Below are 26,176 nucleotides of genomic sequence, written 5' to 3'. Positions count from 1 at the left end.
CTCATTGTACGCCGGCGTTGGTTACTGATTTCCAACCGGAATTGCGTTTTGCGACTCGGCTCAAGCTTTCCTTGACCGACGTTCATCCCATACCGCTATGCCGAGCACCACAAGACCGAGGCTGGAAAGCCCTGCCCCGACCCAGGCGACGGAGGTAAAGCCGAATCCCGCGAGAATGGCCATACCGCCCAGCCAGGGACCGAGGGCGTTGGCAACATTGAACGCCCCATGATTAAGCGCCGCCGCCAGGGTCTGCGCGTCCTGCGCAACATCCATCAATCGGGTCTGCAGGACGGTGCCGAGGCTTGAGGTCACACCGACGAGGAAAACGCCGGCCGCGAGCGTATAGACATTGCCGGCAAGGAACGGGAAAGCGCCGAGAATGATGACGCTGGCGATGAGCAGGCCCGCCGCCGTCGGCATCAATGCCCGGTCAGCGGCCCAGGCAGAGCCCAGGGTGCCCAGCGTCATACCGACGCCAAAGATGGCCATGACGATTGGGATGACCGTGGGCGGGGCCATGGTGACCTCCAGCAGGATCGTGGACGTATAGGCGTAGACGGCGAAAATACCGCCAAAACCAACCGCGCCCACCGCCAGGGTCAGCCAGACCTGACGACGCCTGAGCGCCCCCAATTCGCGCAACGGGCTGGCCCCGGGCCGGGCCGGATCGCGCGGAGCCAGGGCGAACACCATGACGCAGGTCACCAGCGCCAGAAACCCGGTAATGGCAAAGCCAAAGCGCCATCCCAGCGCCTGCCCCAATGCAGTTGCTACCGGGACTCCGATAATGTTGGCCACGGTCAGACCCAGCATCACCTTGGCTACCGCCTGGGTGCGCTGGTGTTGTGGCACAAGGGACGCGGCGACCAATGCAGCGACACCGAAATAGGCGCCATGCGGCAAGCCGCTGATGAAGCGGAACAGCAGCAACCAGCCATAGCTGGGCGCCATGGCGCTGAGAATATTGGCCAACGCAAACGCCGCCATCAGCCAGATCAGGGTCAGACGGCGGGAAAAACGCGCGGCAAACACCGCGATCAGCGGCGCCCCAACCACCACACCCAACGCATAGGCGCTGACGGCATGGCTGGCAGTAGGCTCATCGACCTGTAGCCCGGCGGCTATATAGGGTAAAAGGCTCATGGCGGCGAATTCGGTGGTGCCGATGGCAAAGCCGCCCATGGCCAGCGCCAGCAGGACCGGAACCACTTTGATATGAGCAAGCGGGCCAGCGTCGAGGCCGATATCCTGCGAAATGGCTGTTGTCATGGCGCTGCCCCTGGATTTGCAACGCCGTTCCATCGTCGCCTGGTCAGGCTAAGTCTCTAGCAGTGTCACGCCGCGCCGCAACCAGAAAGCCGCGTCGACGCATGCGTACAGCACCCGGCAGCCATGCAGTCATGAGAGCACGATGGCGAACCACCGTGCCCTCATAACCGTTCGACATTGCTTACTGGAGGATAGCAATATCGCTCAACATGCCATCGACACCCTCGATCGCCCCGACCGACGTCGCAGCACCGGTTTCAAGGTTCACCGTGTAAAGCGTGTTGTCGATGCTGAGATAGGCGGTGTTGCTCAGGTCCTTGGTGGTAGCAATATCGAAGGCATAGCTGCCCCCGCCATCGACGCCGAGCTTACCGATAGCGGCGAGCGTGCCGTCATTGGGCTTGGTCTGCTGGATCAGCGCCACGATGGTCGCATCGATGTCGAACATCTTGGTCGCCTCGGGCTTGCCGAAGGAATTGATATAGGCGGCCGCGACGATGGCCGGCTTTTCACCAGCATGCATATCGCCGTCCTCATAGGCCAGCGAACCATCGACGGTGACCATGCCATCATCGACATTGACGCGGTGATTGGTGCCATCGGCGCCCATCAGGCGCAAGCGATCGGCCATCGGGTTGAAGTCAACGATCGCGCCGTCAAAGCTCGGCAGCTTCTCCGAAAGCGTGCTCTTGACCATTGCAGCGCCCGTGGCCGTGTCGATGGTGACGATCTCACCGGCATTGGACACACCATAGAGCAGCTTGTCGGCGGGGCGCACGTCAATGCCGGCCAGGCCATCGACGCCGGTCACGTCCATGGTGCCGCTGACGGCCAGGGTTTCGGTATCGAACATCACCAGCGTCTTGCCGCCGACAAGGCCAATGGCGGGAGCGGCCAGCGTGGCGCCGGCAGTGGCAGTCAGGGCAACAAGGGCAAGGGCGGTGCGCAGGGCAAGGGGGGAAAGGGCAGTCATCGGACGTCTCCTCTGTGTGGTGGCGCCTGAACTGCGCCGGTTACAGAGGGACTACCCGCCAGCTCACGGCTCTGGATGCAGCGGCCAGAAATTTTTCTTTGCCTGCATCCATATGGGACGCCGGCGGGTAATCGACATGAAGGACGAACTCCCCCATGTTGCATGTCATGCATGATCAGATCGACGCCGATGGATTGCTGCTGCGGATCGCCAAGGGCGAGCGCGCGGCTTTGTCGACCCTGTTCGAGAGTGAGGCCGGCCGGCTGGTGGGGATTGCCCAGCGCATCCTGCGCCGCCGCGATCTGGCCGAAGAGGCCGTGCAGGATACATTTGTCGCCGCCTGGCGCCGGGCCGGCCAGTTCGATCCCAGCCGGGGCAATGCCCGAGGCTGGCTGACCACCATCACCCGCAACCGGGCGCTCAACATGCTGCGCGATGGCGCGCGGCTGGAATTTCACGATAGCGAAGTACTCGCCGATATGGGTGACCGCAGTGTCGATGCCACGGCGGCCTTCAATGCGCTCTCTGACCGCGACGCGCTGCGCAATTGCCTGGGACAATTGGACGAGCCCAAGCGACGGGCGATCCTTCTGTGCTACGTCACTGGCCTAAATCACGGGGAAGCCGCCGCCACCATGAACGCCCCGCTTGGCACCGTCAAAGCCTGGATCCGCCGCGGCGTCGTCGCGCTGCAGGAGTGCCTGTCATGACCAGTGAACAGATGGAACTGGCAGGCCAATACGTGCTGGGACTGCTGGATGGCAGCGAACTGGCAGCGTTCGAGCGGGCGATGGCCGATGATGCCGAACTAGCAAAAGCAGTCGACCGGCTACAGGCGCATTTGCAGGCGCTGGATGACACAGCGACGCCACAAGCCGTCAGCCCCGGGCTCTGGGCTGGCATCGAGCAACGCCTCGATGCGCCACCCGCCTACGTCAATATTCGCCAGCAGCGCAAGCCTGGGCTCAGCAGGGTCGGGCGTGGCAACTGGATGGCAATGGCCGCCAGCGTGGTCGTGGCGCTTGGCGTCGGCTACCTTGCCGGGAGCTTTGGCACGGGTCAGCGCCAACCGGTGATGATAGCGGTACTGCTCAACCAGAGCGACGCCATGCCGGGCGCCATTGTCGAGGCTTTCGCCGACGATAGCGTGCGGCTGTTGCCGCTCGAACAGTTCAGCGTGCCCGAGGGCCAGGTGCTGCAGGTGTGGACTCTGCCCGATCCGGCGACTGGGCCGGTTTCGCTCGGCACATTCACCGATCCCCGCGCTATCCGGCTGGCTGGGCCTGACCTGCCCGCGCCGCAATCGGGCCAGCTCTACGAAATCACGCTCGAACCCGCCCCGGGCTCGCCCACCGGCAAGCCGACAGGGCCGATCCTGGTCAAGGGGTTTGCGAAGGCGCCGCTTTCCTAGCGCAGCTTGAGCGAACTCAGGCCGATCAGCGCCAACACGAAGGAGATGATCCAGAACCGGATCACCACCTGGCTCTCGGTCCAGCCCAGATGCTCGAAATGGTGGTGGATCGGCGCCATGCGGAACACCCGCTTGCCGGTCAGCTTGAACGAAGCCACCTGCACGATCACGGAGACCGCTTCGAGCACAAACAGACCGCCAACAATCGCCAGCACGATCTCATGCTTGGTAGCTACGGCGATGGCACCCAATGCGCCGCCCAGCGCGAGCGAACCCGTATCGCCCATGAAAATCTGGGCCGGCGGGGCATTGAACCACAAGAACCCGAGCCCTGCCCCAATCAACGCACCGCAAACCACTGACAGCTCGGCCGTACCGGGCACGTAGTTGATCAGCAGGTAATCCGAGAATGTGACGGAGCCGACGAGATAGGCGATGAGCCCGAAGACTGCCGCCGCGACCATCACAGGGACGATGGCCAGGCCATCCAGCCCGTCAGTAAGGTTCACCGAATTGCCAGCCGCCACGATGACGAAGCCACCGAACAGCAGGAAGAAATAGCCGAGATCAATCGCCAGCCCCTTCACGAAAGGGAAGAACAACGAGGTCGCGGTGGCGTCTTCGCCCAGCTGAGAAATCGCATAGCAGGCAATGACGCCGATCAGCGCTTCGAGCGCCAGGCGCTGGCGACCGCCAAAGCCCTTGTGGCTCATGCGCTTGACCTTGAGGTAATCGTCATAAAACCCGATGGCGCCAAACCCGATGGTGACGAACAGCACCACCCAGACATAGCCATTGGACAGGTTCGACCACAGCAGCGTCGAGGTCACGGCCCCGGTCAGGATCATCAGGCCGCCCATGGTGGGCGTGCCTTTCTTGGTCAGCAGATGTCCGGCCGGACCGTCCTCACGGATAGGCTGACCCCGGCCCTGCTTCAGCCGCAGCAGCGCGATCATCCCGGGCCCAAACATGAACACGAAGAACAGCGCCGTAATCGTCGCACCAGCCGTGCGGAAGGTCACATAGCGGAAAACGTTGAAGGCTGTGAGGCTGTCCCCAAGCTGGCCGAGAAAATACAACATGAATGGAGGTGTCCTCGAATGGGTGCTAGCCGGGATTCACGCGAACCGGTTGCGGATTTTGTCGACGATGCCCGCCAGCCCCACGCCTTTGGACCCTTTGACCATAACTGCGTCGCCATAGGCAAGGTCGTTGACGAGGATGTCCGCCATCTCCACAGCGGTCTGTGTGTGAGCGACCACACGTCCCCCACCGAGCGCCTCGGCCAGTGCAGCCATGTGCGTGCCCACCAGATAGACGCGGTCCGCGCCGCTTGCATTGACAGCTGCAGCAAGGCTGGCATGGAGCTTGCCGCTTTCGGTGCCAAGCTCGAGCATATCGCCCAGCACCAGCACCTTGCGTCCGTTCGACGCCTTCTGGCTGCCGAACACGTCCAGCGCCGCAGTCATCGATGCGGTATTGGCATTGTAGCTTTCATCGACCAGCAACAATGGCTTGTCACTGGGACCGAGCAAGAGCTTCTGCCCCCGCCCCGGTTGGGCTCCGAAACCGGCCAGCGCTGTCAGCGCCACATCTGGTTCTACGCCGGCAATCTTGGCAACCGCCATGGCCGCGACAGCATTGGCCACCATGTGGCGGCCGGGCACATTGAGCAAAAGGCTATGAATTGCGCCGTCATGGTGGATTTCCGCAACGCTGCCGTCGCCTGTGGTTTCCAGTCTGCCCACATGCCAGTCGGCACCGGGCGCAAAGCCATAGGTGACAATCCGGACACCGAAGGCATTGGCTGCTGCGGTTAACAAATGTGCCTGTTCGTGGTCGATATTCAGGACGGCCGTGCCGCCAGGTTCAACCCCGGCAAAAATCTCCGCTTTGGCCGCCGCAATGCCATCGATCGAGTCAAACGCCCCAAGATGCGCCGGGGCGATGGTGGTGATCACGGCTATATGCGGACGGACCAGCTGGGTCAGTGGCGTAATTTCGCCCGCAGCGCTCATGCCCATCTCGAAGACGCCGAAATCAGCATTTTCCGGCATGCCGGCCAGCATCAGTGGCACGCCCCAGTGATTATTGAAGCTCTTGATCGAAGCATGGGTGCGCCCGGCGGCCGATAGAACGACGCGAATGGCTTCCTTGGTGGTGGTCTTGCCGACGCTGCCAGTCACCCCGACAACGACACCGCGGCTGCGTTGCCGCGCCGCCCGCGCCAGATCGCGCAGGCCCTCAAGAGCGTCGGGAACCAGAATACGGCCATCGCCGGCCCCGCCTTTACAGACCAGCGCGGCCACGGCACCGTTCTTGAACGCGGCTTCGACAAAGTCATGACCATCGAAGCGGTCGCCCTTGATGGCAACGAACAAGGCGTCTTCGCCCAATTCGCGCGAGTCGATGGAGATCGAGCCGATGCTTTTCGCGGCTAGCGTTTCAGCCCGCCCGCCGGTGGCCGCCAAAAGCGCCTCAACCGTGAAAAGTTCTGGCATTATAGTCCCTTGAGTGCCTCGGCCACGGTTTCATGGTCGGAGAAATGGTGTTTTGTGGTCCCGATGATCTGGTAATCCTCGTGGCCCTTGCCCGCTATCAGCAAAATGTCCCCGGGGCGCAACGCCTTGACGGCCTCAAAGATCGCGGCCTTGCGGTCGCCGATTTCGCGAGCGCCCTTGGCCGCAGCCAGGATTGCCCGACGAATGGTCGCCGCATCCTCGGTGCGCGGATTGTCGTCGGTCACGATAACGTCGTCGGCCATGCGATGGGCAACCTCGCCCATTATCGGGCGCTTGCCCTTGTCGCGGTCTCCACCCGCGCCGAATACCAGCCGCAGTTTCCCTTTGACATAAGGCCGAAGCGAGGCGAGCGCCGATTCCAACGCCACCGGCTTGTGGGAATAATCGACAAAGATCGCCGCGCCTTTGTGCTCGGCTACCAGTTCCAGCCGCCCCTTCGCGCCAACCAGTTCCGACAGCGCCGGGAAGGCCTGGGCCTTGTCGACGCCACTGGACATGGCGAGCGCCGCCGCTACCAGTGCATTGCTGACCTGAAATTGCCCGGTCAGCGGCAGATGGAAGCTGAGCTTTTCACCGACATGGCGGACTTCGACCCGCTGTCCATAGCCTTCTGGCTTGATCGAAAGGGTTTCGATATAGGCGCCTTCACGGCCCACGGTCAAAAGCGTCGAACCATTGCCGAGTGCGGCGAACATGAAGGGCTCGTGCTCGGGGTCATCGACATTGACCACGGCCGGGCCGCCATCGACCAAGAGGTCGGTGAACAGGCGCAGCTTGGCGTTGCGGTATTCATCCATGTTGGGGTGATAGTCGAGATGGTCGCGGCTGAGATTGGTGAAGGCCACGGCCTCGAAATGCATGCCATCGAGCCGGCGTTGGTCGAGCCCATGGCTTGAAGCTTCCAGAGCTACGTGATCAATGCCCTGCGCCTTCAGCGCCCGCATGTTCTGGTGCAGCGTCCGAGAGTCGGGGGTGGTCAGGCTGCCATCGATATGACGCGTCGGGGTATCGACACCCAGTGTGCCAATGCTTGCACCGGGAATGCCAGCATAAGTCCAGATCTGGCGCACGAAAGAGGCGACCGAGGTTTTGCCATTGGTCCCGGTGACGGCCACTGTGATTTCCGGCTGCGGCTCGAAAATGCGCGAGGCGGCGCGGGCATAGGCCGCGCGCACGTCACTGACGATGATCACCGGCACACCAGGGTCGCCAACTGGCGCCTTGTCGCTGATAACAGCCAGCGCACCGCGCGCAACCGCCTCGGCCACGAAATCATTGCCGTGCACCTTGGCGCCGGGCAGCGCGAAGAAGATGTCGCCTGGCTCGATGGCGCGGCTGTCGGAATTTAGCCCAAAGACGGCGCCAAGACCCTTTTTGGGGCGGGCGCCGGAGCCTTCGAGCAGTTGGGTTACACTCAGTGACACGTCAGACTATCCTTCTGGATCAATCTATTAGCGAAGAATTTGGGGAACGATATTGCGGTCGAGTATCTCGCTGAAATCCGGGGCAATACCCAGCATCGGCGCGACACGCTGGACGATGCGGCCAGTAACATGGCCGGCATTCCAGCCCGCCGTGGTGCCCGTTTGCGGGTTCTCTGCCTTGGGCTCGTCTACCATGATAACCATCGCATAGCGCGGATTGTCCAGCGGGAAGGCCGAGGCAAAGAAGTTGGTCACCTTGCTGGACGAGTAGCGGCCATCGACCACCTTCTCGGCCGTGCCGGTCTTGCCGCCGACGCGATAGCCCAGCGCCGCCTTGTTCATCTGCGAGCCGGAGCCCTCAAGCGCATTGAGGCGCATCAGATAGCGGATGTTGGCGCTGGTCGATGGCTGCACTACACGGCGATACAGCGTCTCGGCCTCCGCGCGATCGCGTTTGTAGAGCGTTGGCGCTATGTAATTGCCGCCATTGGTCAATGCCCCATAGGCAGCCACCATATGCAGCGGGGAAACCGACAGTCCGTGACCAAAAGAGGCGGTTGCCGCGCCGATTTCCGAGAATTCTTTCGGAACGGTCGGCAGGCGCATCTCCGGCAGCTCGAAAGGAACGCGCTGATCGAAGCCCATCGTGGTCAGGAAGGCGCGGTAATTGTCCTTGCCCATCGCCTGCATGACGCGGATGGTGCCGATATTGGAAGAGTATTTATAGACTTCCGACAGGCTCAGAATGCGGTGCTTACCGTGGAAGTCGTCGATGGTGAAGCGACCGAATCTGACGCCGAAGCGGGCGTCGAATTGATCGTTGATCCGTACCGCGCCGCTATCCAGCGCGCCGGCAATGGAAATAGTCTTGAAGATCGAGCCGGGCTCGAAAATGCCGGCGGTGATGCGATTGAAGCTATCCTTGACCAGCGCGGTGCGCGGATCATTGGGATTGAAATCGGGCAATGAGGCCAGCGCCACCACTTCGCCGGTATAGATATCGACCATGACGCCGGCAGCGGCCACGGCCTGGTAGCGCTCGATGGCATCGACCAGCTGCTCATGCATGACATGCTGCACGCGCATGTCGATCGAAAGCTCCACCGGTGCCAGCGCGTTGCCGCGAGCCAGCCCGAGATCCTGCAGCAGCGCCACGTCTTCACCATCCATGTGGCGCTCGATGCCGGCAATGCCCTGATTGTCGATATTGACCGATCCCAGGATGTGACTGGCTTCGGTCATGCCGGGATAGAAGCGCTTGGATTCGGTGATGAAGTCGATGCCGGGAATGCCAAGGCGCATGATGCGCTCTTCGATGGCCGGGCTCAGTTCGCGCTGCAGCCAGACAAACCCCTTGTCGCCGGTCAGCCGGTCGCGCAGCCAGTTCTCACTGAGATTGGGCAGCACGGTGCGTAGCTTCTGCACGGCCTCTTCGATGTCGATGATGCGGCGCGGCTCCGCAAACAGGGAGGGCACGCGGATATCGACGGCCATTTCCATGCCGTTGCGATCCAGGATCGGCGGCCGCGTCGCGGTAATGATATCGCGCGCCTGCCCTTCGATAGTGGTGTCGGTCTCGACCATGCCCAGTTGCACCAGGCGGCCGCCAACCATGCTAAAGCCCAACACCAGCGCCAGGATCATCCAGCGGATGCGGTTTTGCGTCAGGTTTCCGCGCACCTTGCGCGCGCCATCCAGCGCGATGGTTGGGGCAAATTCGCCGATCACCGCCATTACTCGATCCCTTCCAGTTCGAGAATGGCGTCAATGGGGTCGATGCCCGCGTCGAGCGACAGGAACAGCGCATCCAGCCCGGCATTGTCGGGCTTGGCTGGACGCATCCTTAGCGCGGCGAACGAGCCGAACTGTTCCTGCTTCACCGGTCCGATTGCCAGCATCATTTCATGGCGACGTACTATTGGATCGATATGGCCGGGCTGGTTCAGCACCGCCCAATCGGCCTTGAGCAGAGACAGCTCCCCCTCCTGCGCACTGATCTGCGAGATCAGGGCCGTGCGTTCGCTGGCGGTATTCTCGATCGAGAATTTCAGCGCATAGACGCCAGACAGCATCAGTACGCTGGTGAAAATCAGGATGATGTTGAGGTTGCGGATCATTCGGCACCCCGGATCTTGGGCACGCCGAGACCATCGAGGCTCAGCGGCCGCGCCGGTGCGGCGGTGCGACGCCCTGCCCGAAGGATTGACGAGCGCGAGCGCGGATTACGCGCCAGCTCTTCGCTGCCGGGCTTGCGGGCCTTGGAGACTTCGTCCCAACGCCGCTTTTCGGTCTGCACCTGCGGCAGGTGGCGAGACTGGGTCGGACCGCCCTTTTCCGGATCGAAGAAGCGCTTGACGATGCGGTCTTCCAGCGAATGGAAGGTGATGACGGCCAGCTTGCCACCCTCGGGCAACAGGCGCTCGGCCGCAAACAGCCCTTCGACCAGCTGGTCGAACTCGCCATTCACCGCGATGCGCAGGGCCTGAAAGCTCCTTGTCGCCGGATGCGCGTCACCCGGCTTGCGGCCAATGGCCTTCTCGATGATCCTGGCCAGTTCCAGCGTCGTGGTAACAGGAGCGATGTCGCGCGCGGCGACGATGAACTGGGCAATGCGCCGCGACTTGCGCTCTTCGCCAAAGGCATAGAGCAGATTGGCCAGCGGCTCGGCATCGAGCGTGTTGACGAGGTCGGCAGCGCTTTCGCCTGCCCCGCTCATCCGCATATCCAACGGACCATCACGCATGAACGAGAAGCCGCGCTCGGCTTCGTCCAGCTGCATCGAGCTGACGCCGATATCAAGCACGACACCGTCAATCGCACCGTGCTCCGCGGCCAGGCTATCCAGCTGCGAGAACGTACCGGCGACAAAGGTGAAACTGTTCGGGAAATCAGCGCTCAGCGCTTCGGCATAGGGCAGAACGCTGGGGTCGCGATCAATGGCGACCACATTGGCACCCGCCTCGAGCAAAGCCCGCGAATAGCCGCCAGCGCCAAACGTGCCATCCACGATCCGCGCACCGGCGAGCGGAGACAGGGCCGCGATGACCTCGTTCAACAGAACGGGAACATGGGGCCCGGTATTCTGGCTGACTTCGGGCACAGGACGCTTGCCCATATCTCGCACTACTCCACTCCCGGCAGAGGGCCGGACGCATACAATCTCGGCACTTTGACCAAGACCGTTTAAGATTCTGTTTCCCAAACCCCGTTACCGACAAGTAATCTTTGCCATGACGCAAAACCCTGCCGCCAACTGGTTCATTCGCGACGCTATTCCGGCTGATAAGGCCGCGATCGGGCGGATGAATGACGCCATCCAGCAATATGAACTGGACCTTCTCGGCTACCCGATGCGGGAGCCGGCCGACATCTCAGCCAGCTACTTGGCTGGCATGGTAGAGCGGGTGGCCACACGGGACGGTGAGATGCTGGTCTGTGTCGCGGGGGGCCAACCGGTCGGTTTCGCCTGCGGCTATCGTGCGACGGATGACGACAATCTGGTGGACGCCGCGTTCAACCAGTTCGCGCTGCTGGCCGACCTGTTTGTCGATCCGGCCTATCGCGCACAAGGCATTGCCCAGGCGCTGCTGGACACCTTGGCCAATCGCATGCGCGACAAGGGCTGCACCTGGCTGAGAATATCCGCCAAGTCAAAGAACCGCGCTGCTATCTCTGCTTACCTGCGCTTCGGCTTTGACCCATACGAGATCACGTTCACCAAAGCTCTTTAGTGGGCACCGGCCTGTATCAGGCGACGACAAGTATTAACTTGTTCATCTCGCCGGGATGCTCCTATGCTCGATGTCACCGGGAGCAAGCTTAAAGCACCCGGTCCAGTGAACAGAGGAGGTGTACCGTGCCTGTTTCAAGAAGAGGCGGCCCTAGTCTTCTCGGCCGCACGGCCCAGACTGTCGCTCGCACTGCCGTAATCGCCGGAACTGCAACTGCCGTCTCGGGGGCCGTCGCCGGCCGCCAGGCTGGCGCAACGCAGCCGGCAGCTGAGCCCGCTCCCGTTGCTGCCGCTGCCCCAGCCGGCATCACTGAAGAGGCCATGACCCAGCTTCAGAAGCTGGCCGAACTGAAATCTGCAGGCATTCTGACCGAGGAAGAATTCGCTGCCCAGAAGGCCCGCATTCTCGGCTGATCTCGCCGGGATCAACACATCAGCCTTTCGCGAGATCCACTCCCGCGAAAGGGCCACCATTCCGAGGGTCAAAATGCCAGTTGACCTATAAGCCGGGTTCTGTAGGGCACGCACCCGAGAGTGCGTACGTGGTGGCCATTCATCTGCGGCGCCTGTTGCCAGGACGCCTGGTGCAACCAACCCGGATGATCTGGCCTCGAAACAGGCTGGGGCCGAAGCCCCGCGTCATCCCTATTTGGTCTTGCTCCCGGTGGGGTTTACCGTGCGGCTTCCATTGCTGGTCGCCCGGTGCGCTCTTACCGCACCCTTTCACCCTTGCCTGTCCGAAGACCGGCGGTTTGCTTTCTGTGGCACTTTCCCTAGGGTCGCCCCCGCCGGGCGTTACCCGGCACCGTGTTTCGATGGAGCCCGGACTTTCCTCCATCGGACAGTTACCCATCCGACAGCGGCCACCCGGTCAACTGGCAGGGTGATGTAGAGAGAGGATGCCAGCGCCGTCAAGCACGCAGACGATGCGGCAGCGGTTGCGCACCGGTTACGCGTGCAGTGTTTCCATTTGCACCCTCGATGGGTCTTATCCCCACCGGGCTGCAAATGTGCGCGAGGATGGGCCATGCTACGCCGAACAACAAGCCGTGGAGCCCTGCCCGCCTAACTCAGCAGCGGCTGCGGGCGCGGCTTGGTAATCGCCTGATAGGCCAGGTTGATTGCCGACATGCGGGCGGTGGCAACATCGATCAATTCGCTTGGCACGCCCTTGGCGATCAGCCGGTCGGGATGATGCTCGGCCACCAGCAGGCGGTAGACCCGGCGCACTTCCTCGGGCGGCGCATTGGGGGCGAGGCCCAGCACCACATAAGGATCGACGCCCTTTTCCAGCATCACATGCTGGGACGCCATCTGCTCGAAGCGTGCGTCATCGAAACCGAAAATGTCGCTGACCGATTTGAGGTAATCCAACTCGGCCTCATGCACCATGCCATCGGCAGTAGCGATGAAGAACAGGCTGTCGAGCACATGCTCCAGCGTATCGGGCGTATCGGCAAAAAACCGGGCGATCTTGCGGGCATAGGCGTCGTAGCCGGCAACATCCTGCTTGGCGAGATTGAACAGCCGTTCGACCTGCGGCTCCTGCCCGGCGGCAATCTCGACTGTAGCATTGAACGCCCGGACTTCGGAGGCTGTCACGGCGCCATCGGCGACCGCCATCTTGGCAGCCAGCGCAATCAGCGCCAGGGTGAAAGCAGCATCGCGACCGCCCGGCAACCAATTATCCGGGTCGAGCAAATTCGCCAGCGATCCGACTGCGCCGGTCCGCCTGGAAAATGAACCCAGAAACTCGGTCAGCTTTTGCCAGATGTCTCGGTTCTCCTCGGACTTGCGCACGCAGCACAGCATCAGGGCAGCCTTTCAGAAACGATTATCGGCGCGATGGGCGCCGCGCCTGATTTTTCCATAACCTATCGCGCGGCGGGCCCGTGGTCCACCGCCACCGCTGCATGGACGGTCTACGCCCTAGTTGACGAACGGCAGGAAGAACCCGTCATCGGCGGGGCCTACGAGCCGATCGCGCTGCGGGCGGCTGTTGTTGGGACCATCGCTGAGGAAGAAGCCATTGCGATCATAATTGCTGTCGTAATTGCGATCGGCACGCTGGGACGGCGGCGTGCGGCCGTTCTGGCGTTCGGCCAGGAAGTCCGACAGCGGGCCGGTTTCCCAGTCTTCCAGGTCATCCATGCCGATCGGCGGATAGGCCTGGGCATTCTGCGATGGCGCGACCACCGGGGCAACGCCGAGCGGATTGGTCGCATCGATCGAATTGGTCGGCCTGGCCGCAACCACCTGATTGACGGGGCGCATGGCAAGCGGCATTGGCACCGGCGCAATTTTCTGTGAGCCGAGCGAGGCGACCTCGATCGGATCGATCTCCGGCGCGTCGGGCGCCGGCTTCGCCGCCGCCTCGCTTGCCGGCAACACGGCAGCCGCGCTCGCAACCGGCGCAGCAGTGACCGGCACAACAGGCTCAGGTGCAGCGGCAATCTGGGTCGGCACCGTTTCTGCCGGCGCCGCCGGCGCAGCGGCATCGCCACCGGTAATGTAGGAGGGTAGCTTGCGGCCCGAAGCAAGAAAGCCGTCGACCGGATCGGCCGCTGCCGGCCTGGCTGCGGCTGGAGCGGCAGCGGGCTTGGCAGGGGGCACGAGGGCCACCTGCGTCGGCGCTGCAGGACGCTGGCTCAGCGGCGCGGGCATGGGCGCGCTGCGTTCACTCGGCACCGAGGCAACCGCAATGCCCTCTGTTTCGCCCATGAACTGGGCGGACAGGAGGTCTGCAGCAGGAATGCCGACGACAAGGAACAAGCCAGCCCAGGCGAGGCCATTGGTGATGCGGCGGTTGATCTGCATGCTCTCAGTCCCGAATTGATCCGCCCTTGCGGACGAAAGAGACGACTTTGATGGCCATTTTATGAAAGTGGCCCCTTGTCCCCTACCTGCCCCAGGCAACCTGAATGGGACCTGAACGATACTTATCGGGTCGCCCGGCGGCGCTGGCGGCTCTCATGGCACCACATTGTGGAGAACGCAGCCCAGCGACCGCGCGGAACTGTTATCCCGGCCGGCGGCCGAGAAACCGTGCCAGCGCCAGCGCCAGGTTGGACCGATTGAGCGTATAGATGTGGAATTCGGTGACACCCTCGTCCAGCAGTTCGGTGATCTGCTCGGCCGAAATGGCGGCGGCGACCAGCGCGTGGGTTTCAGGATCGTCTTCAAGACCGGCAAAACGCTCTGCCATCCAGTCCGGGATCGAGGCGCCGCAACGCGCGGCAAAGCCGGATATCTGTTTGAAACTATGGATCGGTTGGATCCCCGGCACGATCGGCGCGGTAATCCCGGCACTGCGGGCCCGGTCGAGATAGCGCAGGTAATCGGCGTTGTTGAAGAACATCTGGGTGATGGCGCGGGTGGCACCCGCATCCAGTTTGCGCTTCAGATTGTCGATATCCTCCTGCCAATTGGCACTCTGCGGGTGCTTTTCGGGGTAAGCTGCAACCGAGATATCGAAGTCGCCGATACGCCGAATGCCCGCCACGAGGTCCGCAGCGTTCTGATAGCCTTCGGGGTGCGGCGTGAATGGCCGGCCGATCCCCTCCGGCGGATCGCCGCGCAGCGCCACGATGCGGCCGATGCCCGCGGCCTGGAAACCGCGGATAACCGCATCGACTTCATCCTTGCTGGCGCCGACACAGGTCAGGTGCGCAGCCGCATCGACGCCCGTGTCGGTCTTGATCTTGGAGACCATGCGCAGGGTGCGCTCGCGTGTCGTGCCGCCAGCGCCATAGGTCACCGAAACGAAGCGCGGGTTGAGTGGCGCCAGCTTGTGGATCGAATCCCAGAACCGCTCCTCCATCGCGTCAGTCTTGGGCGGAAAGAATTCGAAGGAGAGTTGCAGTTCTGGCCGCGTGGCGGCGGTCTGGCGGCTGGCGCGCAGATTATCGTCGATCATAGTCATATTCCGTTCAAGACTTGTCGCTGAGGCGCCAGAGGCAGACCGTCAGCCCGTTTTCAGTATCGCTGGGAAACTCGCGCACGGCCTCCACGGCGAGGTCAGCGGCCGCGGCCCAGCCGCTCATCTGACTTTGCGACAGACCCAGACGCCTATGGGCGTGCTCGCTGCGCAGGAATTCCAGTTCGTGGGGCGCGAAATCGACGATGATCATTTTGCCGCCCGACTTCAGCAGGCGTCGCGCCTGCGCCAGCATACGGCCCGGATCATCGAAGTAATGCATCACCTGATGGACCACCACCACGTCGGCCGGGCCCACCGTGGCGTCGATATCGCCGATATCGCCCAAACGCACCTGGGCATGCCCAATGCCAGCCGAAGCCAACCGCGCGCGTGCCACCGCCAGCATTTCGCGACTGGAATCGAGCCCAATGCCGTGCTTGTAGCTGGGCGCCAGCACATCAAGCATGCGCCCGGTGCCGGTACCGAGATCAATCAGCAACTCGACAGTTTTGCCATCCAGCGCCTCGATGACTGCCGCTTCCACGGCCGATTCGGGTACGTGCAGGGTCTTGAGCAGATCCCAGCTGCTGGCGACCTTGGCAAAATACTCGGTGGCCTGCGCCTGCTGCGCCGACCGCACTGCCTGTTGGCGCTCGGCATCGCGCCGCCGTTCGGCGTCGGTCTCGTCCACCCGCGCGATCAGCCATTGCGCCAGTTCCGCGCCGTCGCCTTGCTGCGCCAATCCGTAATAAGCCCAGGCACCTTCGGCATTGCGCTGGACCAGTCCGGCATCGGCCAGGAGCTTAAGATGGCGGGACACGCGCGGCTGGCTCTGCTTGAGGATTTCGGTGAGGTCCTTGACCGAATGGTCGCCTTCCGCGAGCAACGCCAAGAGCCGCAGCCGGGTGCCCTCCCCCGCCGCCTTCAACACGCCCACCAATGTCGCCAGCTCAGCCATTAGCTCTCACTAGATATAAAGATGTCTTTATATCCGTTTTTGGGGCGGGGTCCAGAGGGTTTTGCGACGGCTAAGTTGCGGCCTGTGGATCAATGCCCAGTTCGGCACAAACCAAAGCCAGCGCACTATCGGCCTCGGGCAGCGGCATGCCGATACGACCGCGCTTGGTAATCTGGCTGCGCCAGATATGCACCGCGAGGGATCGCTCGGTCAGATAGGGCGCGATCCGGCTCCCGGCCTGCATCAGCGTAGGGATCTTCTCGTAGGGGACGGGGTAAAACACTTCAGGCGGCTGGATCGGCGCCACGCCGTGGCGTTTGGAGTAATGGGTCAGCGCAAATGGGCCGGTGGCGCCATACTGCATATATTCGGGTGGCACGGTCTGGCCGGCGAGGCGCTTGGCCGCCACTTCCAGCCTGCGGAAAATCGGCAGATGCGGCTCCAGCAGGGGCCGCTTGGCCTCGGTAAAGATCGCCAGCATGTCTTCGAGCAGCGGCGAATCCGCCGGCAGCCTGAGAATGGCGCCATTAACCGAACCGGGCCGCTCATAGCCCAGCACGTAATCCGGCAGATTGGCCAATGGCCGCACGCAATACATGTCGAGATCGGCCCAGATGCCAGCTTCGGCGCGCTGCAGGCTGGCGCGGAAATAGTCGGAGAACACGCCCGGCGTCCCCCGCCCCTTGTAGAATACCAGCTTGTCGTGCGGCAGGATGGTATTGGCGTCGATGACCGCTACCCCGTCCGGCACGCCTTCGATGGGCTCATAGCTATAAAGCTCGACGCGATGCCCCTGGCGCAGAAAGGAAATGGCCGAGAGCCGTTCAAGCCAGCTGATCGGGCCATGCCAGAAGGTAACGATGGTGGGAAGGGACATGACGGACGCTGCTCACTAAGGACGCGCACGTCATCCCATAGCAGCGCCTTTCGAGCAAGCCAGCCCCTGCCGAACCTTCCTCGCGTTTGGCTCAGACCATCGCAGCCGAACGTTCCTCGCTGGGCGTGCGCTTGCGGAAGGCATGTGCGCGCCACAGTTCGAAAATGCCGGTGGCATCTTCGCGGGTGATGACCTCGTAGCGGGCCAGAATTTGCGTCTTCTCCGCTTCGGTCGGCAGATCGCGCCACGGCAATGTGGCAACAATGGCTTCGAACAGGTCCGGTGCCAGACCCGCAGCCTTGAGCGCCACGGTCACGGCCACGTAATCCTGCGCCGCCAGCCATTTGACGAACACTTCCGGACCCACCTTGAGAATCACCGTCAGCGCCGCAGCGGCGTGGTGGCCGTAGCCAAAGCGCGCAAAGCGGGCCAGAGCGCGGTCATTGAGCTGCTTGCGGTCGCTAAGCGCCTTGACCTGATTATAAGCCAGCTTCCATTCGTTAGCCGAAAAGCCGGCACGATTTCGGATGCGGTTATAGACAACGGCGTTGACCTTGCCGGCGGCTACTGGATCAAAGCGGCGATCCACCTCGCCCAGCGTTTCCAGCACCCGGCCGGCCACCGTATCAATCTCGCCGCGCAGTGATTTCCAGTCGATTTCCGAGCGGCCGCGCAGATCGGCAGCGATCTCGGCATCGCGCGTGGCACGCACCACCAGCTTTTCCAGCGTCGCCTTGTCGAACTCGGCATTGTTGTTGCGCACCAGGGTCACGACCGAAGTGGTCTCGCCATGGTCGACAATGGCCTCCCCGACCCGCTCGGTCACACTGGACCGACCGGCGATAGCGACGCGATGCTGCTCGCTCTGGCGACCGATAATATCGATCAGATCGTCATCGGACAGGACATTGGAGAATGCGAGGAGCGGCTTGGCCACCTCTATGTCGTCATTGGCCAGTTTGACCACCACCGTACCCGGTGCGCGCTCCAGCGGCGCGAGCAGCTTGGCCACATGAGCCCGCGCCTCGACTTCCACCAGCTCGGCCAATTGGCACAGCACTTCGTCATATTGCGCGACCTGCTCGTCGTCGCAGCGATCAGACACATAAGAGAACAATTGCGCCATGTTCCGGAACAGCTGTTCGCGCTCGGAATGGTCGTCTTCACCATTGAGAACGCGAAAACTCGAAAATGCCCGCTGGCCCTCGTCAAGTTCGCTCATTGTCATATCCCCGGCTCCTGCCGTCACACTAGAGCCTGACAATGCACGGCCACCTGCTTGCACCGGTTGAAGGCCAAGGGCGGCATTTAATTCAAATTGTATCCAATTGCTCCGGGCAACAAAAAGCCCCGCCGCGCAAGCGACGGGGCTGGGTTGCCAGATCAGGGATGGATTACCGCAGATCGAAACGATCGGCGTTCATCACCTTGACCCATGCAGCAACGAAGTCGCGCGCAAAGCGCTCCGCATTGTCTTCCTGGGCATAGACCTCGGCCACCGCCCGCAGCTGCGAGTGCGAACCGAAGATCAGGTCGGCGCGGGTTGCGGTCCAGCGGACCTCGTCGGTGGCCCGGTCGCGCCCTTCATAGATGCCCTGTCCGGCCGGCTTCCACTGCGTCGCCATATCCAGCAGGTTGACGAAGAAGTCGTTGGTCAGCGTTTCCGGGCGATGGGTGAACACGCCATGTGCCGGCTGCCCGGCCTTGAGCACGCGCAGGCCACCGACCAATACCGTCATTTCCGGAGCGGTCAGGCCAAGCAGTTGTGCCTTGTCCACGAGAGCGGCTTCGGCCGACAGGCGCTGCGGGCCACCCGCATAATTCCGGAAGCCATCGGCAACCGGCTCCAGCGGAGCGAACGATTCGACATCGGTCTGCTCCTGCGACGCATCCATGCGGCCGGGTGTGAACGGCACATTCACGGCGAGGCCCGCATCCTTGATGGCCTTTTCAACTGCGACGCTGCCGGCCAGGACGATGAGATCGGCCAGCGACACCTGCTTGTCGCCAACCTGGCCGGCATTGAACTCGGCCTGGATCGCTTCCAGCGCCGCAAGCACACGCGCCAGTTGCTCTGGCTGATTGGCAGCCCAATCCTTCTGCGGCGCCAGCCGGATGCGCGCGCCATTGGCACCGCCCCGCATGTCCGATCCACGATAGGTCGAGGCCGAGGCCCAGGCCGTCGATACCAGCTCGGAGACCGACAGGCCCGTCGCCAGGATCTTGCCCTTGAGCGCGGCAATGTCGGCCTCGTCGACAACCGCGTGATTGACCTCGGGAATAGGGTCCTGCCAGATCAGGTCCTCGGCCGGCACTTCGGGCCCGAGATAGCGGACCTTGGGGCCCATGTCGCGGTGGGTCAACTTGAACCAGGCGCGAGCAAATGCCTCCGCGAACTGGTCGGGATTCTCGAAGAACCGGCGAGCAATCTTCTCGTAGGCCGGGTCAGCGCGCAGGGCGATGTCGGAGGTCAGCATGGCCGGGGCATGACGCTTTTCCGGATTGTGCGCGCTCGGGACGGTGTTGGCGCCCATGCCGTGCTTGGGAATCCACTGATGCGCGCCGGCCGGGCTCTTGGTCAGCTCCCACTCATAGCCAAACAGGTTCCAGAGGAAGTTGTTGCTCCATTTGGTCGGCGTGGTGGTCCAGGTGACCTCCAGGCCGCTGCCAATGGTGTCGTCGCCCTTGCCGGTGCCGAACGAGTTCGCCCAGCCCAGACCCTGCTGCTCGATACCGGCTGCCTCCGGCTCGGGACCAACCAGTGAGGCATCGCCGGCGCCATGGGTCTTTCCGAAGGTGTGGCCGCCGGCGATCAGCGCGACGGTCTCTTCGTCGTCCATGGCCATGCGGGCAAAGGTGTCGCGGATATCGCGGGCCGAAGCCAGCGGATCGGGATTGCCGGCCGGACCTTCCGGATTCACATAGATCAGGCCCATCTGCACGGCAGCCAGCGGATTTTCCAGCTCGCGATCGCCACTATAGCGCTCGTCGGCCAGCCACTCGCCTTCCTTGCCCCAATAGATGTCGAGCTCGGGTTCCCACGTATCGGCACGGCCGCCGCCAAAACCGAACGGCTTGAAACCCATGGTCTCCAGGGCGACGTTGCCGGTGAGGATGAACAGGTCAGCCCAGGAAATGCGGTTGCCATATTTGCGCTTCACCGGCCAGAGCAGGCGGCGCGCCTTGTCGAGGTTGACGTTATCGGGCCAGCTGTTGAGCGGCGCGAAGCGCTGCTGACCGGCCCCGCCACCGCCACGACCATCGGCAATCCGATAGGTACCGGCGCTGTGCCAGGCCATGCGGATGAAGAGCGGACCGTAATGACCAAAGTCGGCCGGCCACCAATCCTGCGAATCCGTCATCAGCGCTGCCAGGTCGGCCTTTAGCGCCGCCAGGTCCAGCTTCTTGAACTCTTCGGCATAGTCGAAGGCCGAACCCAGTGGGTTCGATAGCGCGCTGTGCTGGTGGAGCACCGACAGGTCCAGCTGGTTCGGCCACCAGTCGCGGTTGGATGGACCGCCGGACTGGCCATGGTTCACCGGGCACTTGCCAGCCGGTGCTGCGTCTTGCTGATCGGGGAAAATGTTCTCGTCCATGGCAGGCTCCTATAGCTGTTTGGGTACGTTATAGGCAGGTGACAACCATTAGGCCAATCGATAATTATTCCCCTTTCGATAGGAAAAAGTTATCGTGCCAATATCGCTCAAGCAGATGCGCTATGCCGTCGCCGTCGCTCGTACCGGCCATTTCGGCCGGGCCGCAGAGGCCTGCGCCGTTTCCCAGCCCGCCCTCTCCCAGCAAATCCTGACGCTGGAGAACCTCTGCGGCACGCCGCTGTTCGACCGGCTCAAATCCGGCGTCCGCCTCACCCCATTCGGTGTCGAGTTCATCACCCTCGCTCGGGAGGCGATCAAGAGCGCCGACGCCGTCAACGTCTTCGCGCTGGATCGCGACGGCAAGCCAGATCGGCCGCTACGCTTCGGGCTCATCCCGACCGTGGCACCATATCTGCTACCCGAGATTTTCCCGGCGCTGGCCAAGGCGATGCCTGAGCTGAAATTTACCATCAGCGAAAACCGTACCGACGCGCTGATCGCCGGCCTGATCGACGGCAGCCTCGATATCGCCCTGATCGGCACGGAGGCGCCGTCCAATGGGCCGCGTCTGGTCAGCGCAGAATTGTTCGATGATCCTTTTGTCCTCGCAACCTGCCGGAGCGAAGCCGTTGCCGCTCCGGTGAGCCTTGCCACGGTGGCCCCCGAGCGCATCCTGTTGCTCGATGAGGGCCACTGCTTCCGCGACCAGACCATCGCCGCCTGCCGGCTGGATGCCGACCCGGCCGGCCGCACCTTTGCCGCGACCTCCCTCTCGACCATTGTGGAATTCGTCGCCAATGGTCAGGGCGTGACCCTCCTGCCGCAGATCGCCCTGCGCAAGGAGGCCAATGACCCCCGCATCGCCATCCATTCTCTTGCCACCCCAGGTGCAGGACGGCGCCTGTCATTGGTCTGGCGCGAGGCGACCCCATTCGGCAAAACCTTCGCGGCAATCGCCGAGTTGATCCGACCAAGCAAAATTCCGACCCGCTAGAGCCGGTTCAGCGCCTCGATTGTATTGAAATGCGCCAGCCCCCTGTCCCCATAATAGCGCTGCAGGCGGTCATAGGCCTGGCTGCCAGGAACCAGCCCGAACAGGCGCAGGGCGTTGCGCGCGAAGACCTGGCCAATACGGCCCGCGTCGAGCCCGACGTCCCTCAGATAGCCCTCGATGAGCGTGGGATAGCGCTCGTTTTCGGGCTCCTGGGACAACATGTGCCAGTCGCTGCCAAACACGATGCGATCAGCAAAGCTGTCATCGTGCTGTAATATGGCCCTCAGCCCGGCGATCGCGATACCTCGGTTGGCGCCGTCCGCATGCAGGGGCATGATCCGCGTCAGATAGGACAGATCGACAAACACCTGCTGCTGATCGATACGTGCGATAGCGGCAATGGCCGCCTCCCAGGTATCGGCCGGTGCGGTTTCGGATGTGAATGCACCAAAATGCGCCATGCTGACCCGGAGCGTGGGAAAACCAGCGAGCACGGGCAGCCAACCGACGGGATGCGCCCGCCTGCCAAAATCGGCGCCTGCAGCATTGCCGTGACTGGTATGGGTCAGGATCGGCACATCAAGTTCGACGCACAGTTCATAGAGCCGCATCAACGATTCATCGAGCAGCGCCGGAAAATCGTCACCAAACTGATGGCCGGCGCGCTCGGGATATTCAAGGCCGGCACGCGCATTGCCCATCGGCAGGAAGCCCATGGGTGGGTAGAGCTTCACCCCGATAGCGCCGCGATCTGTCACAGCCTCGCGAACGAGAGAAAGCGGATCGGGCGCGCTCCACTGGTTTCGCTCGACCGCAAGCTGCCGCCACGGATTGAACGGCACGATCATCTGCATCACCTGACCGGCCGGTGTCGACGCCTGCAGGCTATCCATAAGCCGGACTTGATCGGCAATGGGCGACCGCGGCTGCTCGTTCAGCCAGCCTGAAAAATCGACCAACGCCGCGGCAACCAGCGCAGGTGTCTGCCCATCCGTGTACTGTCCGAAGAGCATCTCCAGATTGTCCGCGCGCTCACCTGACATCCTGCGGCCGAACTCAAGCGCACGGCCTACGGGGCCGTCACTGGCCCATAGGCCACTGGCCCATTCATACCAGGGGGCGTCCTCTTGCGCTGGCATATCCTCCTGTGCCGCCATCGCATTGTCGATTTCACGGTTGATGGCTGCCTTGATCGCATCTGTGGCAGCGGCCCTGTCGATCTCGATATCGCCCAGGGCCTGACCGACAGTCTCGCCCAGCCCGCCAGAGAACGGCGGAAAATACCTGGCCTGAAACTCACCCGCATCGCGATAGAGCAGCTCCAAAGTCGCGGCCAGCGCCTCCCTGAATCGACTGTCCGTGCGTTCGCGCTGAAACCGCTCTGCCAATGGCTGCCCATCCAGATTCAGCTCGGACTCTGCAACCGGCGGCTGCATACGTTCGAAAATCGACGTGAGCACCGCCAGCATTCCATTGGCGAGGTCTTGCTGCCTCTCGGGATGAACGGCGAAATGCCGTGTCTCCTCGAAAAACCTCCCCCTCACGCGCCAAAGGAAGCTCGCCCAGGGAATATCCGTTATGTTGAATATATGCGTATGTGCGTCGATACCGATTACCCGGACATGCTGGCCCAGCACAGGTACAGGCAGCAGCGAAACGGCAGCTGTCGCCGACATCAGTCCCAAGGCGTCGCGTCTCTTCATCGGAAGACCCCACCATGGCAGCCATTTCGGTCATCTTGATCGCGGCCGCGTTGGCGGGCAAGTGGTATTCGGCCCTTCCGTTATTGCGCGAAGTCGTTATGCCGCTGCCAACTGCCCACGACGGCGGAAGCTGTCATAGGTAAACACCATCAGCGACAGCCAGATGAGGCTGAAACTGAAGAGCCGCTCTCCATTGAGCTCTTCGCCGAGCGCAAAAATCGCCACCAGGAATTGCAGCGAAGGCGAGATGTACTGGAACATGCCGATAGTAGTCAGCCGCAGCCGCTGCACGCCATAGGCAAACAGCAGCAACGGCACCGCCGTCGCCGGCCCGGTCAGGACCAGCAGCGCCATGGTGCCGGGATCGGCGTGCACGCCCCAACCAGTGGTGGCAAGGCTGAACCCGATATAGCCCAGCGCCAGTGGCGAGATCATCAGCGTTTCCGCAAACAGACCGGTCGCTGGCCCCAACATCGCCGTCTTGCGGAAAAAGCCATAGAATCCAAAACTCAGCGCCAGGCCCAGCGCAATGAACGGCACATTCCCCAGGCCAATCGCCTGCATGGCAATGGCCACCGCCGCGATGCCGATCGACACCGTCTGCAGAAAATTCTGGCGCTCGCGCAACAGCACCATGCCCATGACGATATTGACCAGCGGATTGATGAAATAGCCGAAACTGGCTTCCAGCAATTGTCCGGTTTCGATGGCCCAGATGTAGAGCAGCCAATTGCCCGCCAGCAAACCTGCCGACACCGCCATCACCCGCACCTTTCGTCCATCCGACAGCAAGGCCCGCACCTCACCGAACTTGCGCATGAACACCATCATGATGGCCAGGAACACCAGCGACCAGATGGTGCGTTCCGCCACCACCAGCACCGAGCCGACATGGTTGAGCAGATGGAACAACAGAGGCAGCAACCCCCAGAGCGCGTAGGACGTCACCGCCGCAATCACGCCACTGCGTATAGTGCTGGCATCGGTGACGGACGGGGCCACAATGGTTGGGGGCGCTATAGCCTCAGGCGCGGACTCTGGCAGGGACATCGGATGCTCCGCGCCCCAACGGGCGCCTGCCCCTTGATATCAGCGTGCTCCCGAGCCGACCAATCAGAGTTTGTGATCATGCCCTCTTGCATTCGTGATGAGTTCGGCCAACCTTTCACCTTAACAGGCGTTTGGCTTTAAGGCCGCGCTCAGGCGCCGGCCCAGTTCGTTCGACCACGACCAACAGGAGCATCGTCATGAAGAAGACCGTCACTTGGGTATTGATCGCCGACGGCACCCAGGCCCGCGTGCTGGAAAACACCGGTCCCGGCAAAGGCCTCAAGCAGGTGGATGGGCTAGATTTCGCCATCGATGCGCTGCAGGCTCGCGAAATCGTCAGTGATCGCCCGGGCCGCGGTCATTCCTCTGTTGGTCCCGGCCGCAGCGCCATGGAGCCCAAGACGGATCCGGTCGAGTACCGGGAGGCAGCGTTTGCCAAATCGGTCGCCGCCATGCTCGATGTCCAGCAGCAGAAGGGCGCCTTTGATCGCCTGATCATCGCCGCCGCGCCCGACGCACTCGGCGACATCCGCCGCTCGATGTCCGCCGGGGTCAAGAAGACCGTGCTGGCCGAACTGGACAAGGACCTGACCAACCTGCCGACGGCGCAATTGAGCCGCCACCTCGACGGCATCATCGCCGTCTGACGGACAGGAATGGGGCGAGCCTCAAGCTCGCCCCATTACCATCACTTCAAGCGACGAAATCGACTCATTTTCAATGACTTGCAGCGCATTGCGGATTCAGATGCGCAAGCTTTTGAATCAGCGCGGCAGTCGCTTGATTCAGTACACGAACGTCATCAGAACCGCAGTGACTGCCTAGGGCAAGCCCTTGACTGGTCAGTCTAAATCCTCGTTATCCTCATCATCGCTGTCGCCACCAACCACTGCATCGAGGAATTCGAGCAGCAGCGGGTTTACAAGGTCCGGACGCTCGATGCTGGGGATGTGCGCCACCCCTTCCAGCACCACGGCGAAGGCATTGGGCATCTCTTCGGAGAGGTGCTCATGGCGCTGGATCAGATAGTTGAAATCCTGATCGCCGACGATCAGCAGGGTCGGTGAACCAACCTCGCCCACCCGCTGCCATGCGTCGGGACGGGCCTCTTCCAGTGTCAGTTCCGGCTGGTTGAGGGCAATGGAATTCATGTCCAGAAACAGTTCGCGTGCTGCACCGGCAACGCGGCCGCTGGGACCGCGCGGACCATCCAGCCAGGCATGCGCCTGCACCTTGTTGAGCATGTCGCGATCACCACGATCCTCGGCATCCTCCTCGGCCATCACCACCGCCTGCTCGCTATCGAGCAGCTCATAGGGACCGCCTGTCACCGAGGTGCCGACCAGCACCAGGCCGATCACCCGGCCCGGATTCTTCAGCGCGAAATCAATCGCCAGCCCACCGCCCATCGAGCAGCCAACCAGTACCGCTGCATGGATGTCGCGCGCGTCCAGCAGCGCTTCCAGGTCGTCGAGATGGTTGAAGACCTCATCGGGGCTGGTGGTCTGCCCATAGCCGCGCCGGTCATAGGCGATGGCCTGCCAACCCTCTTCGGCGACGGCCTCGATCTGGCTGGCCCACATGCGCTTGTCGGCAACGCCGGCATGCAGGAACACCACCGGCAGGCCTTCGCCCGCTTCGATACCGGCCAGTTTCGCCCGGCCGATGCCGAGCGAGAATGTCTTGTTCAACACGTAACGTCTCCGTATCGGCCGCGTCGCGGTCCCGAACGCCTATGTCCTGAAAT

The 26,176-nt window shown here is 62.5% G+C and carries 24 protein-coding genes and 1 other RNA gene; 6 read left to right on the top strand and 19 right to left on the bottom strand.

From position 1 onward, the window contains the following. Positions 1-60: 60 nt before the first annotated feature. Both BUA69_RS08310 and BUA69_RS08305 read right to left on the bottom strand, forming a co-directional pair. The gene (locus BUA69_RS08310) at positions 61-1,272 is read right to left on the bottom strand and encodes an MFS transporter (RefSeq protein WP_082093794.1); all 1,212 of its coding nucleotides are present in this window, start codon (positions 1,270-1,272) and stop codon (positions 61-63) included. A gap of 181 nt (positions 1,273-1,453) precedes the next feature. Continuing rightward, the gene (locus tag BUA69_RS08305; protein WP_046134938.1) at positions 1,454-2,245 is read right to left on the bottom strand and encodes a DUF4394 domain-containing protein; all 792 of its coding nucleotides are present in this window, start codon (positions 2,243-2,245) and stop codon (positions 1,454-1,456) included. 155 nt (positions 2,246-2,400) lie between these two features. Here BUA69_RS08305 and BUA69_RS08300 point away from each other — a divergent pair, with 155 nt between their 5' ends. Both BUA69_RS08300 and BUA69_RS08295 read left to right on the top strand, forming a co-directional pair. Continuing rightward, positions 2,401-2,955 (top strand): sigma-70 family RNA polymerase sigma factor, encoded by a 555-nt coding sequence (locus tag BUA69_RS08300; protein ID WP_082093795.1) that lies wholly within the window; start codon positions 2,401-2,403, stop codon positions 2,953-2,955. Next, positions 2,952-3,656, top strand: a complete 705-nt coding sequence (locus BUA69_RS08295) for an anti-sigma factor (RefSeq protein ID WP_046134939.1) — start codon at positions 2,952-2,954, stop codon at positions 3,654-3,656. The genes BUA69_RS08300 and BUA69_RS08295 overlap by 4 nt, the downstream gene beginning before the upstream one ends. Here the strand turns inward: BUA69_RS08295 and mraY are convergent. Genes mraY through rsmH form a run of 6 tightly spaced genes read right to left on the bottom strand, consistent with a single transcriptional unit; the run spans position 3,653 to position 10,717 of the window. Further along, on the bottom strand, positions 3,653-4,738 hold the full coding sequence (gene mraY / locus BUA69_RS08290) for a phospho-N-acetylmuramoyl-pentapeptide-transferase (RefSeq protein WP_046134940.1): 1,086 nt from the start codon (positions 4,736-4,738) through the stop codon (positions 3,653-3,655). The two genes, BUA69_RS08295 and mraY, sit on opposite strands and share 4 nt — an antisense overlap. 36 nt (positions 4,739-4,774) lie before the next feature. Then, positions 4,775-6,157 (bottom strand): UDP-N-acetylmuramoyl-tripeptide--D-alanyl-D-alanine ligase, encoded by a 1,383-nt coding sequence (locus tag BUA69_RS08285; protein WP_046134941.1) that lies wholly within the window; start codon positions 6,155-6,157, stop codon positions 4,775-4,777. Continuing rightward, positions 6,157-7,596, bottom strand: coding sequence for a UDP-N-acetylmuramoyl-L-alanyl-D-glutamate--2,6-diaminopimelate ligase (locus BUA69_RS08280; protein ID WP_046135046.1), 1,440 nt, complete (start codon positions 7,594-7,596; stop codon positions 6,157-6,159). Before BUA69_RS08280 ends, BUA69_RS08285 begins: the two co-directional genes overlap by 1 nt. A 33-nt stretch (positions 7,597-7,629) precedes the next feature. Beyond that, complete coding sequence (locus BUA69_RS08275) at positions 7,630-9,336, bottom strand: peptidoglycan D,D-transpeptidase FtsI family protein (RefSeq protein ID WP_046134942.1); 1,707 nt, start codon at positions 9,334-9,336, stop codon at positions 7,630-7,632. After that, entirely contained in the window at positions 9,336-9,719 is a 384-nt protein-coding gene (gene ftsL / locus BUA69_RS08270; protein WP_052950500.1) for a cell division protein FtsL, read from the bottom strand. Before ftsL ends, BUA69_RS08275 begins: the two co-directional genes overlap by 1 nt. After that, the gene (gene rsmH / locus BUA69_RS08265) at positions 9,716-10,717 is read right to left on the bottom strand and encodes a 16S rRNA (cytosine(1402)-N(4))-methyltransferase RsmH (RefSeq protein ID WP_046134943.1); all 1,002 of its coding nucleotides are present in this window, start codon (positions 10,715-10,717) and stop codon (positions 9,716-9,718) included. Before rsmH ends, ftsL begins: the two co-directional genes overlap by 4 nt. Positions 10,718-10,904: 187 nt before the next feature. Between rsmH and BUA69_RS08260 the strand changes: the two genes are divergently transcribed. Both BUA69_RS08260 and BUA69_RS21155 read left to right on the top strand, forming a co-directional pair. Then, positions 10,905-11,333 carry a GNAT family N-acetyltransferase gene (locus tag BUA69_RS08260; RefSeq protein WP_072866508.1) on the top strand — a complete coding sequence of 143 codons (429 nt, stop codon included), beginning with the start codon at positions 10,905-10,907 and terminating at the stop codon, positions 11,331-11,333. 320 nt (positions 11,334-11,653) lie between these two features. Beyond that, complete coding sequence (locus tag BUA69_RS21155) at positions 11,654-11,746, top strand: SHOCT domain-containing protein (RefSeq protein WP_201777448.1); 93 nt, start codon at positions 11,654-11,656, stop codon at positions 11,744-11,746. A 72-nt stretch (positions 11,747-11,818) separates the two neighbouring features. On the opposite strand, the gene rnpB is transcribed toward BUA69_RS21155, so the two are convergent. The 8 genes from rnpB to katG all read right to left on the bottom strand — a co-directional run bounded on the left by rnpB (position 11,819) and on the right by katG (position 20,682). Continuing rightward, positions 11,819-12,211, bottom strand: an RNA gene (gene rnpB / locus BUA69_RS08250) — RNase P RNA component class A. A gap of 186 nt (positions 12,212-12,397) precedes the next feature. Continuing rightward, positions 12,398-13,144 (bottom strand): J domain-containing protein, encoded by a 747-nt coding sequence (locus tag BUA69_RS08245; protein ID WP_046134945.1) that lies wholly within the window; start codon positions 13,142-13,144, stop codon positions 12,398-12,400. 117 nt (positions 13,145-13,261) lie between these two features. Further along, on the bottom strand, positions 13,262-14,149 hold the full coding sequence (locus tag BUA69_RS08240; RefSeq protein ID WP_046134946.1) for a hypothetical protein: 888 nt from the start codon (positions 14,147-14,149) through the stop codon (positions 13,262-13,264). Between the two features lie 202 nt (positions 14,150-14,351). Continuing rightward, the gene (metF, locus tag BUA69_RS08235) at positions 14,352-15,248 is read right to left on the bottom strand and encodes a methylenetetrahydrofolate reductase [NAD(P)H] (protein ID WP_046134947.1); all 897 of its coding nucleotides are present in this window, start codon (positions 15,246-15,248) and stop codon (positions 14,352-14,354) included. Positions 15,249-15,261: 13 nt separating this feature from the next. After that, positions 15,262-16,209, bottom strand: coding sequence for an ArsR/SmtB family transcription factor (locus BUA69_RS08230; protein WP_046134948.1), 948 nt, complete (start codon positions 16,207-16,209; stop codon positions 15,262-15,264). Between the two features lie 70 nt (positions 16,210-16,279). Further along, on the bottom strand, positions 16,280-17,086 hold the full coding sequence (locus BUA69_RS08225; protein WP_046134949.1) for a hypothetical protein: 807 nt from the start codon (positions 17,084-17,086) through the stop codon (positions 16,280-16,282). Between the two features lie 91 nt (positions 17,087-17,177). Further along, entirely contained in the window at positions 17,178-18,308 is a 1,131-nt protein-coding gene (locus BUA69_RS08220) for a DUF2336 domain-containing protein (RefSeq protein WP_160300121.1), read from the bottom strand. A gap of 172 nt (positions 18,309-18,480) precedes the next feature. Continuing rightward, positions 18,481-20,682, bottom strand: a complete 2,202-nt coding sequence (katG, locus tag BUA69_RS08215) for a catalase/peroxidase HPI (RefSeq protein WP_046134950.1) — start codon at positions 20,680-20,682, stop codon at positions 18,481-18,483. Between the two features lie 94 nt (positions 20,683-20,776). On the opposite strand from katG, the gene BUA69_RS08210 reads away from it, so the two are divergent. Next, positions 20,777-21,676: a hydrogen peroxide-inducible genes activator gene (locus BUA69_RS08210; RefSeq protein WP_143154469.1), complete on the top strand. Its 900-nt coding sequence runs from the start codon at positions 20,777-20,779 to the stop codon at positions 21,674-21,676. Here BUA69_RS08210 and BUA69_RS08205 read toward each other — a convergent pair. Both BUA69_RS08205 and rarD read right to left on the bottom strand, forming a co-directional pair. Continuing rightward, on the bottom strand, positions 21,673-23,379 hold the full coding sequence (locus BUA69_RS08205) for an amidohydrolase family protein (protein ID WP_082093796.1): 1,707 nt from the start codon (positions 23,377-23,379) through the stop codon (positions 21,673-21,675). The genes BUA69_RS08210 and BUA69_RS08205 overlap by 4 nt on opposite strands. A gap of 96 nt (positions 23,380-23,475) precedes the next feature. Further along, on the bottom strand, positions 23,476-24,429 hold the full coding sequence (gene rarD, locus BUA69_RS08200; RefSeq protein WP_052950504.1) for an EamA family transporter RarD: 954 nt from the start codon (positions 24,427-24,429) through the stop codon (positions 23,476-23,478). Between the two features lie 197 nt (positions 24,430-24,626). Between rarD and BUA69_RS08195 the strand changes: the two genes are divergently transcribed. Then, positions 24,627-25,076, top strand: a complete 450-nt coding sequence (locus tag BUA69_RS08195) for a host attachment protein (protein ID WP_046134953.1) — start codon at positions 24,627-24,629, stop codon at positions 25,074-25,076. Positions 25,077-25,271: 195 nt separating this feature from the next. On the opposite strand, the gene BUA69_RS08190 is transcribed toward BUA69_RS08195, so the two are convergent. Further along, positions 25,272-26,123, bottom strand: a complete 852-nt coding sequence (locus BUA69_RS08190; protein ID WP_143154468.1) for an alpha/beta fold hydrolase — start codon at positions 26,121-26,123, stop codon at positions 25,272-25,274. Between the last annotated feature and the right edge of the window lie 53 nt (positions 26,124-26,176).

Origin of the sequence: Devosia limi DSM 17137 (assembly GCF_900128975.1) — a bacterium.
Classification (GTDB): Bacteria; Pseudomonadota; Alphaproteobacteria; order Rhizobiales; family Devosiaceae; genus Devosia; species Devosia limi.
This window is presented reverse-complemented; position numbering and strand designations above follow the sequence as displayed.

What these genes read in the sequence shown, in the direction of transcription:
- BUA69_RS08305 (WP_046134938.1), bottom strand. Translation starts at nt 2,245, where the DNA reads ATGACTGCCCTTTCCCCCCTTGCCCTGCGCACCGCCCTTGCCCTTGTT.
- BUA69_RS08240 (WP_046134946.1), bottom strand. Translation starts at nt 14,149, where the DNA reads ATGCAGATCAACCGCCGCATCACCAATGGCCTCGCCTGGGCTGGCTTG.
- BUA69_RS08220 (WP_160300121.1), bottom strand. Translation starts at nt 18,308, where the DNA reads ATGAGCGAACTTGACGAGGGCCAGCGGGCATTTTCGAGTTTTCGCGTT.
- BUA69_RS08285 (WP_046134941.1), bottom strand. Translation starts at nt 6,157, where the DNA reads ATGCCAGAACTTTTCACGGTTGAGGCGCTTTTGGCGGCCACCGGCGGG.
- BUA69_RS08310 (WP_082093794.1), bottom strand. Translation starts at nt 1,272, where the DNA reads ATGACAACAGCCATTTCGCAGGATATCGGCCTCGACGCTGGCCCGCTT.
- rsmH (WP_046134943.1), bottom strand. Translation starts at nt 10,717, where the DNA reads ATGGGCAAGCGTCCTGTGCCCGAAGTCAGCCAGAATACCGGGCCCCAT.
- BUA69_RS08195 (WP_046134953.1), top strand. Translation starts at nt 24,627, where the DNA reads ATGAAGAAGACCGTCACTTGGGTATTGATCGCCGACGGCACCCAGGCC.
- BUA69_RS08295 (WP_046134939.1), top strand. Translation starts at nt 2,952, where the DNA reads ATGACCAGTGAACAGATGGAACTGGCAGGCCAATACGTGCTGGGACTG.
- rarD (WP_052950504.1), bottom strand. Translation starts at nt 24,429, where the DNA reads ATGTCCCTGCCAGAGTCCGCGCCTGAGGCTATAGCGCCCCCAACCATT.
- BUA69_RS08245 (WP_046134945.1), bottom strand. Translation starts at nt 13,144, where the DNA reads ATGCTGTGCTGCGTGCGCAAGTCCGAGGAGAACCGAGACATCTGGCAA.
- ftsL (WP_052950500.1), bottom strand. Translation starts at nt 9,719, where the DNA reads ATGATCCGCAACCTCAACATCATCCTGATTTTCACCAGCGTACTGATG.
- BUA69_RS08260 (WP_072866508.1), top strand. Translation starts at nt 10,905, where the DNA reads ATGAATGACGCCATCCAGCAATATGAACTGGACCTTCTCGGCTACCCG.
- mraY (WP_046134940.1), bottom strand. Translation starts at nt 4,738, where the DNA reads ATGTTGTATTTTCTCGGCCAGCTTGGGGACAGCCTCACAGCCTTCAAC.
- BUA69_RS08205 (WP_082093796.1), bottom strand. Translation starts at nt 23,379, where the DNA reads ATGAAGAGACGCGACGCCTTGGGACTGATGTCGGCGACAGCTGCCGTT.
- metF (WP_046134947.1), bottom strand. Translation starts at nt 15,248, where the DNA reads ATGATCGACGATAATCTGCGCGCCAGCCGCCAGACCGCCGCCACGCGG.
- BUA69_RS08225 (WP_046134949.1), bottom strand. Translation starts at nt 17,086, where the DNA reads ATGTCCCTTCCCACCATCGTTACCTTCTGGCATGGCCCGATCAGCTGG.
- katG (WP_046134950.1), bottom strand. Translation starts at nt 20,682, where the DNA reads ATGGACGAGAACATTTTCCCCGATCAGCAAGACGCAGCACCGGCTGGC.
- BUA69_RS08300 (WP_082093795.1), top strand. Translation starts at nt 2,401, where the DNA reads ATGTTGCATGTCATGCATGATCAGATCGACGCCGATGGATTGCTGCTG.
- BUA69_RS21155 (WP_201777448.1), top strand. Translation starts at nt 11,654, where the DNA reads ATGACCCAGCTTCAGAAGCTGGCCGAACTGAAATCTGCAGGCATTCTG.
- BUA69_RS08230 (WP_046134948.1), bottom strand. Translation starts at nt 16,209, where the DNA reads ATGGCTGAGCTGGCGACATTGGTGGGCGTGTTGAAGGCGGCGGGGGAG.
- BUA69_RS08275 (WP_046134942.1), bottom strand. Translation starts at nt 9,336, where the DNA reads ATGGCGGTGATCGGCGAATTTGCCCCAACCATCGCGCTGGATGGCGCG.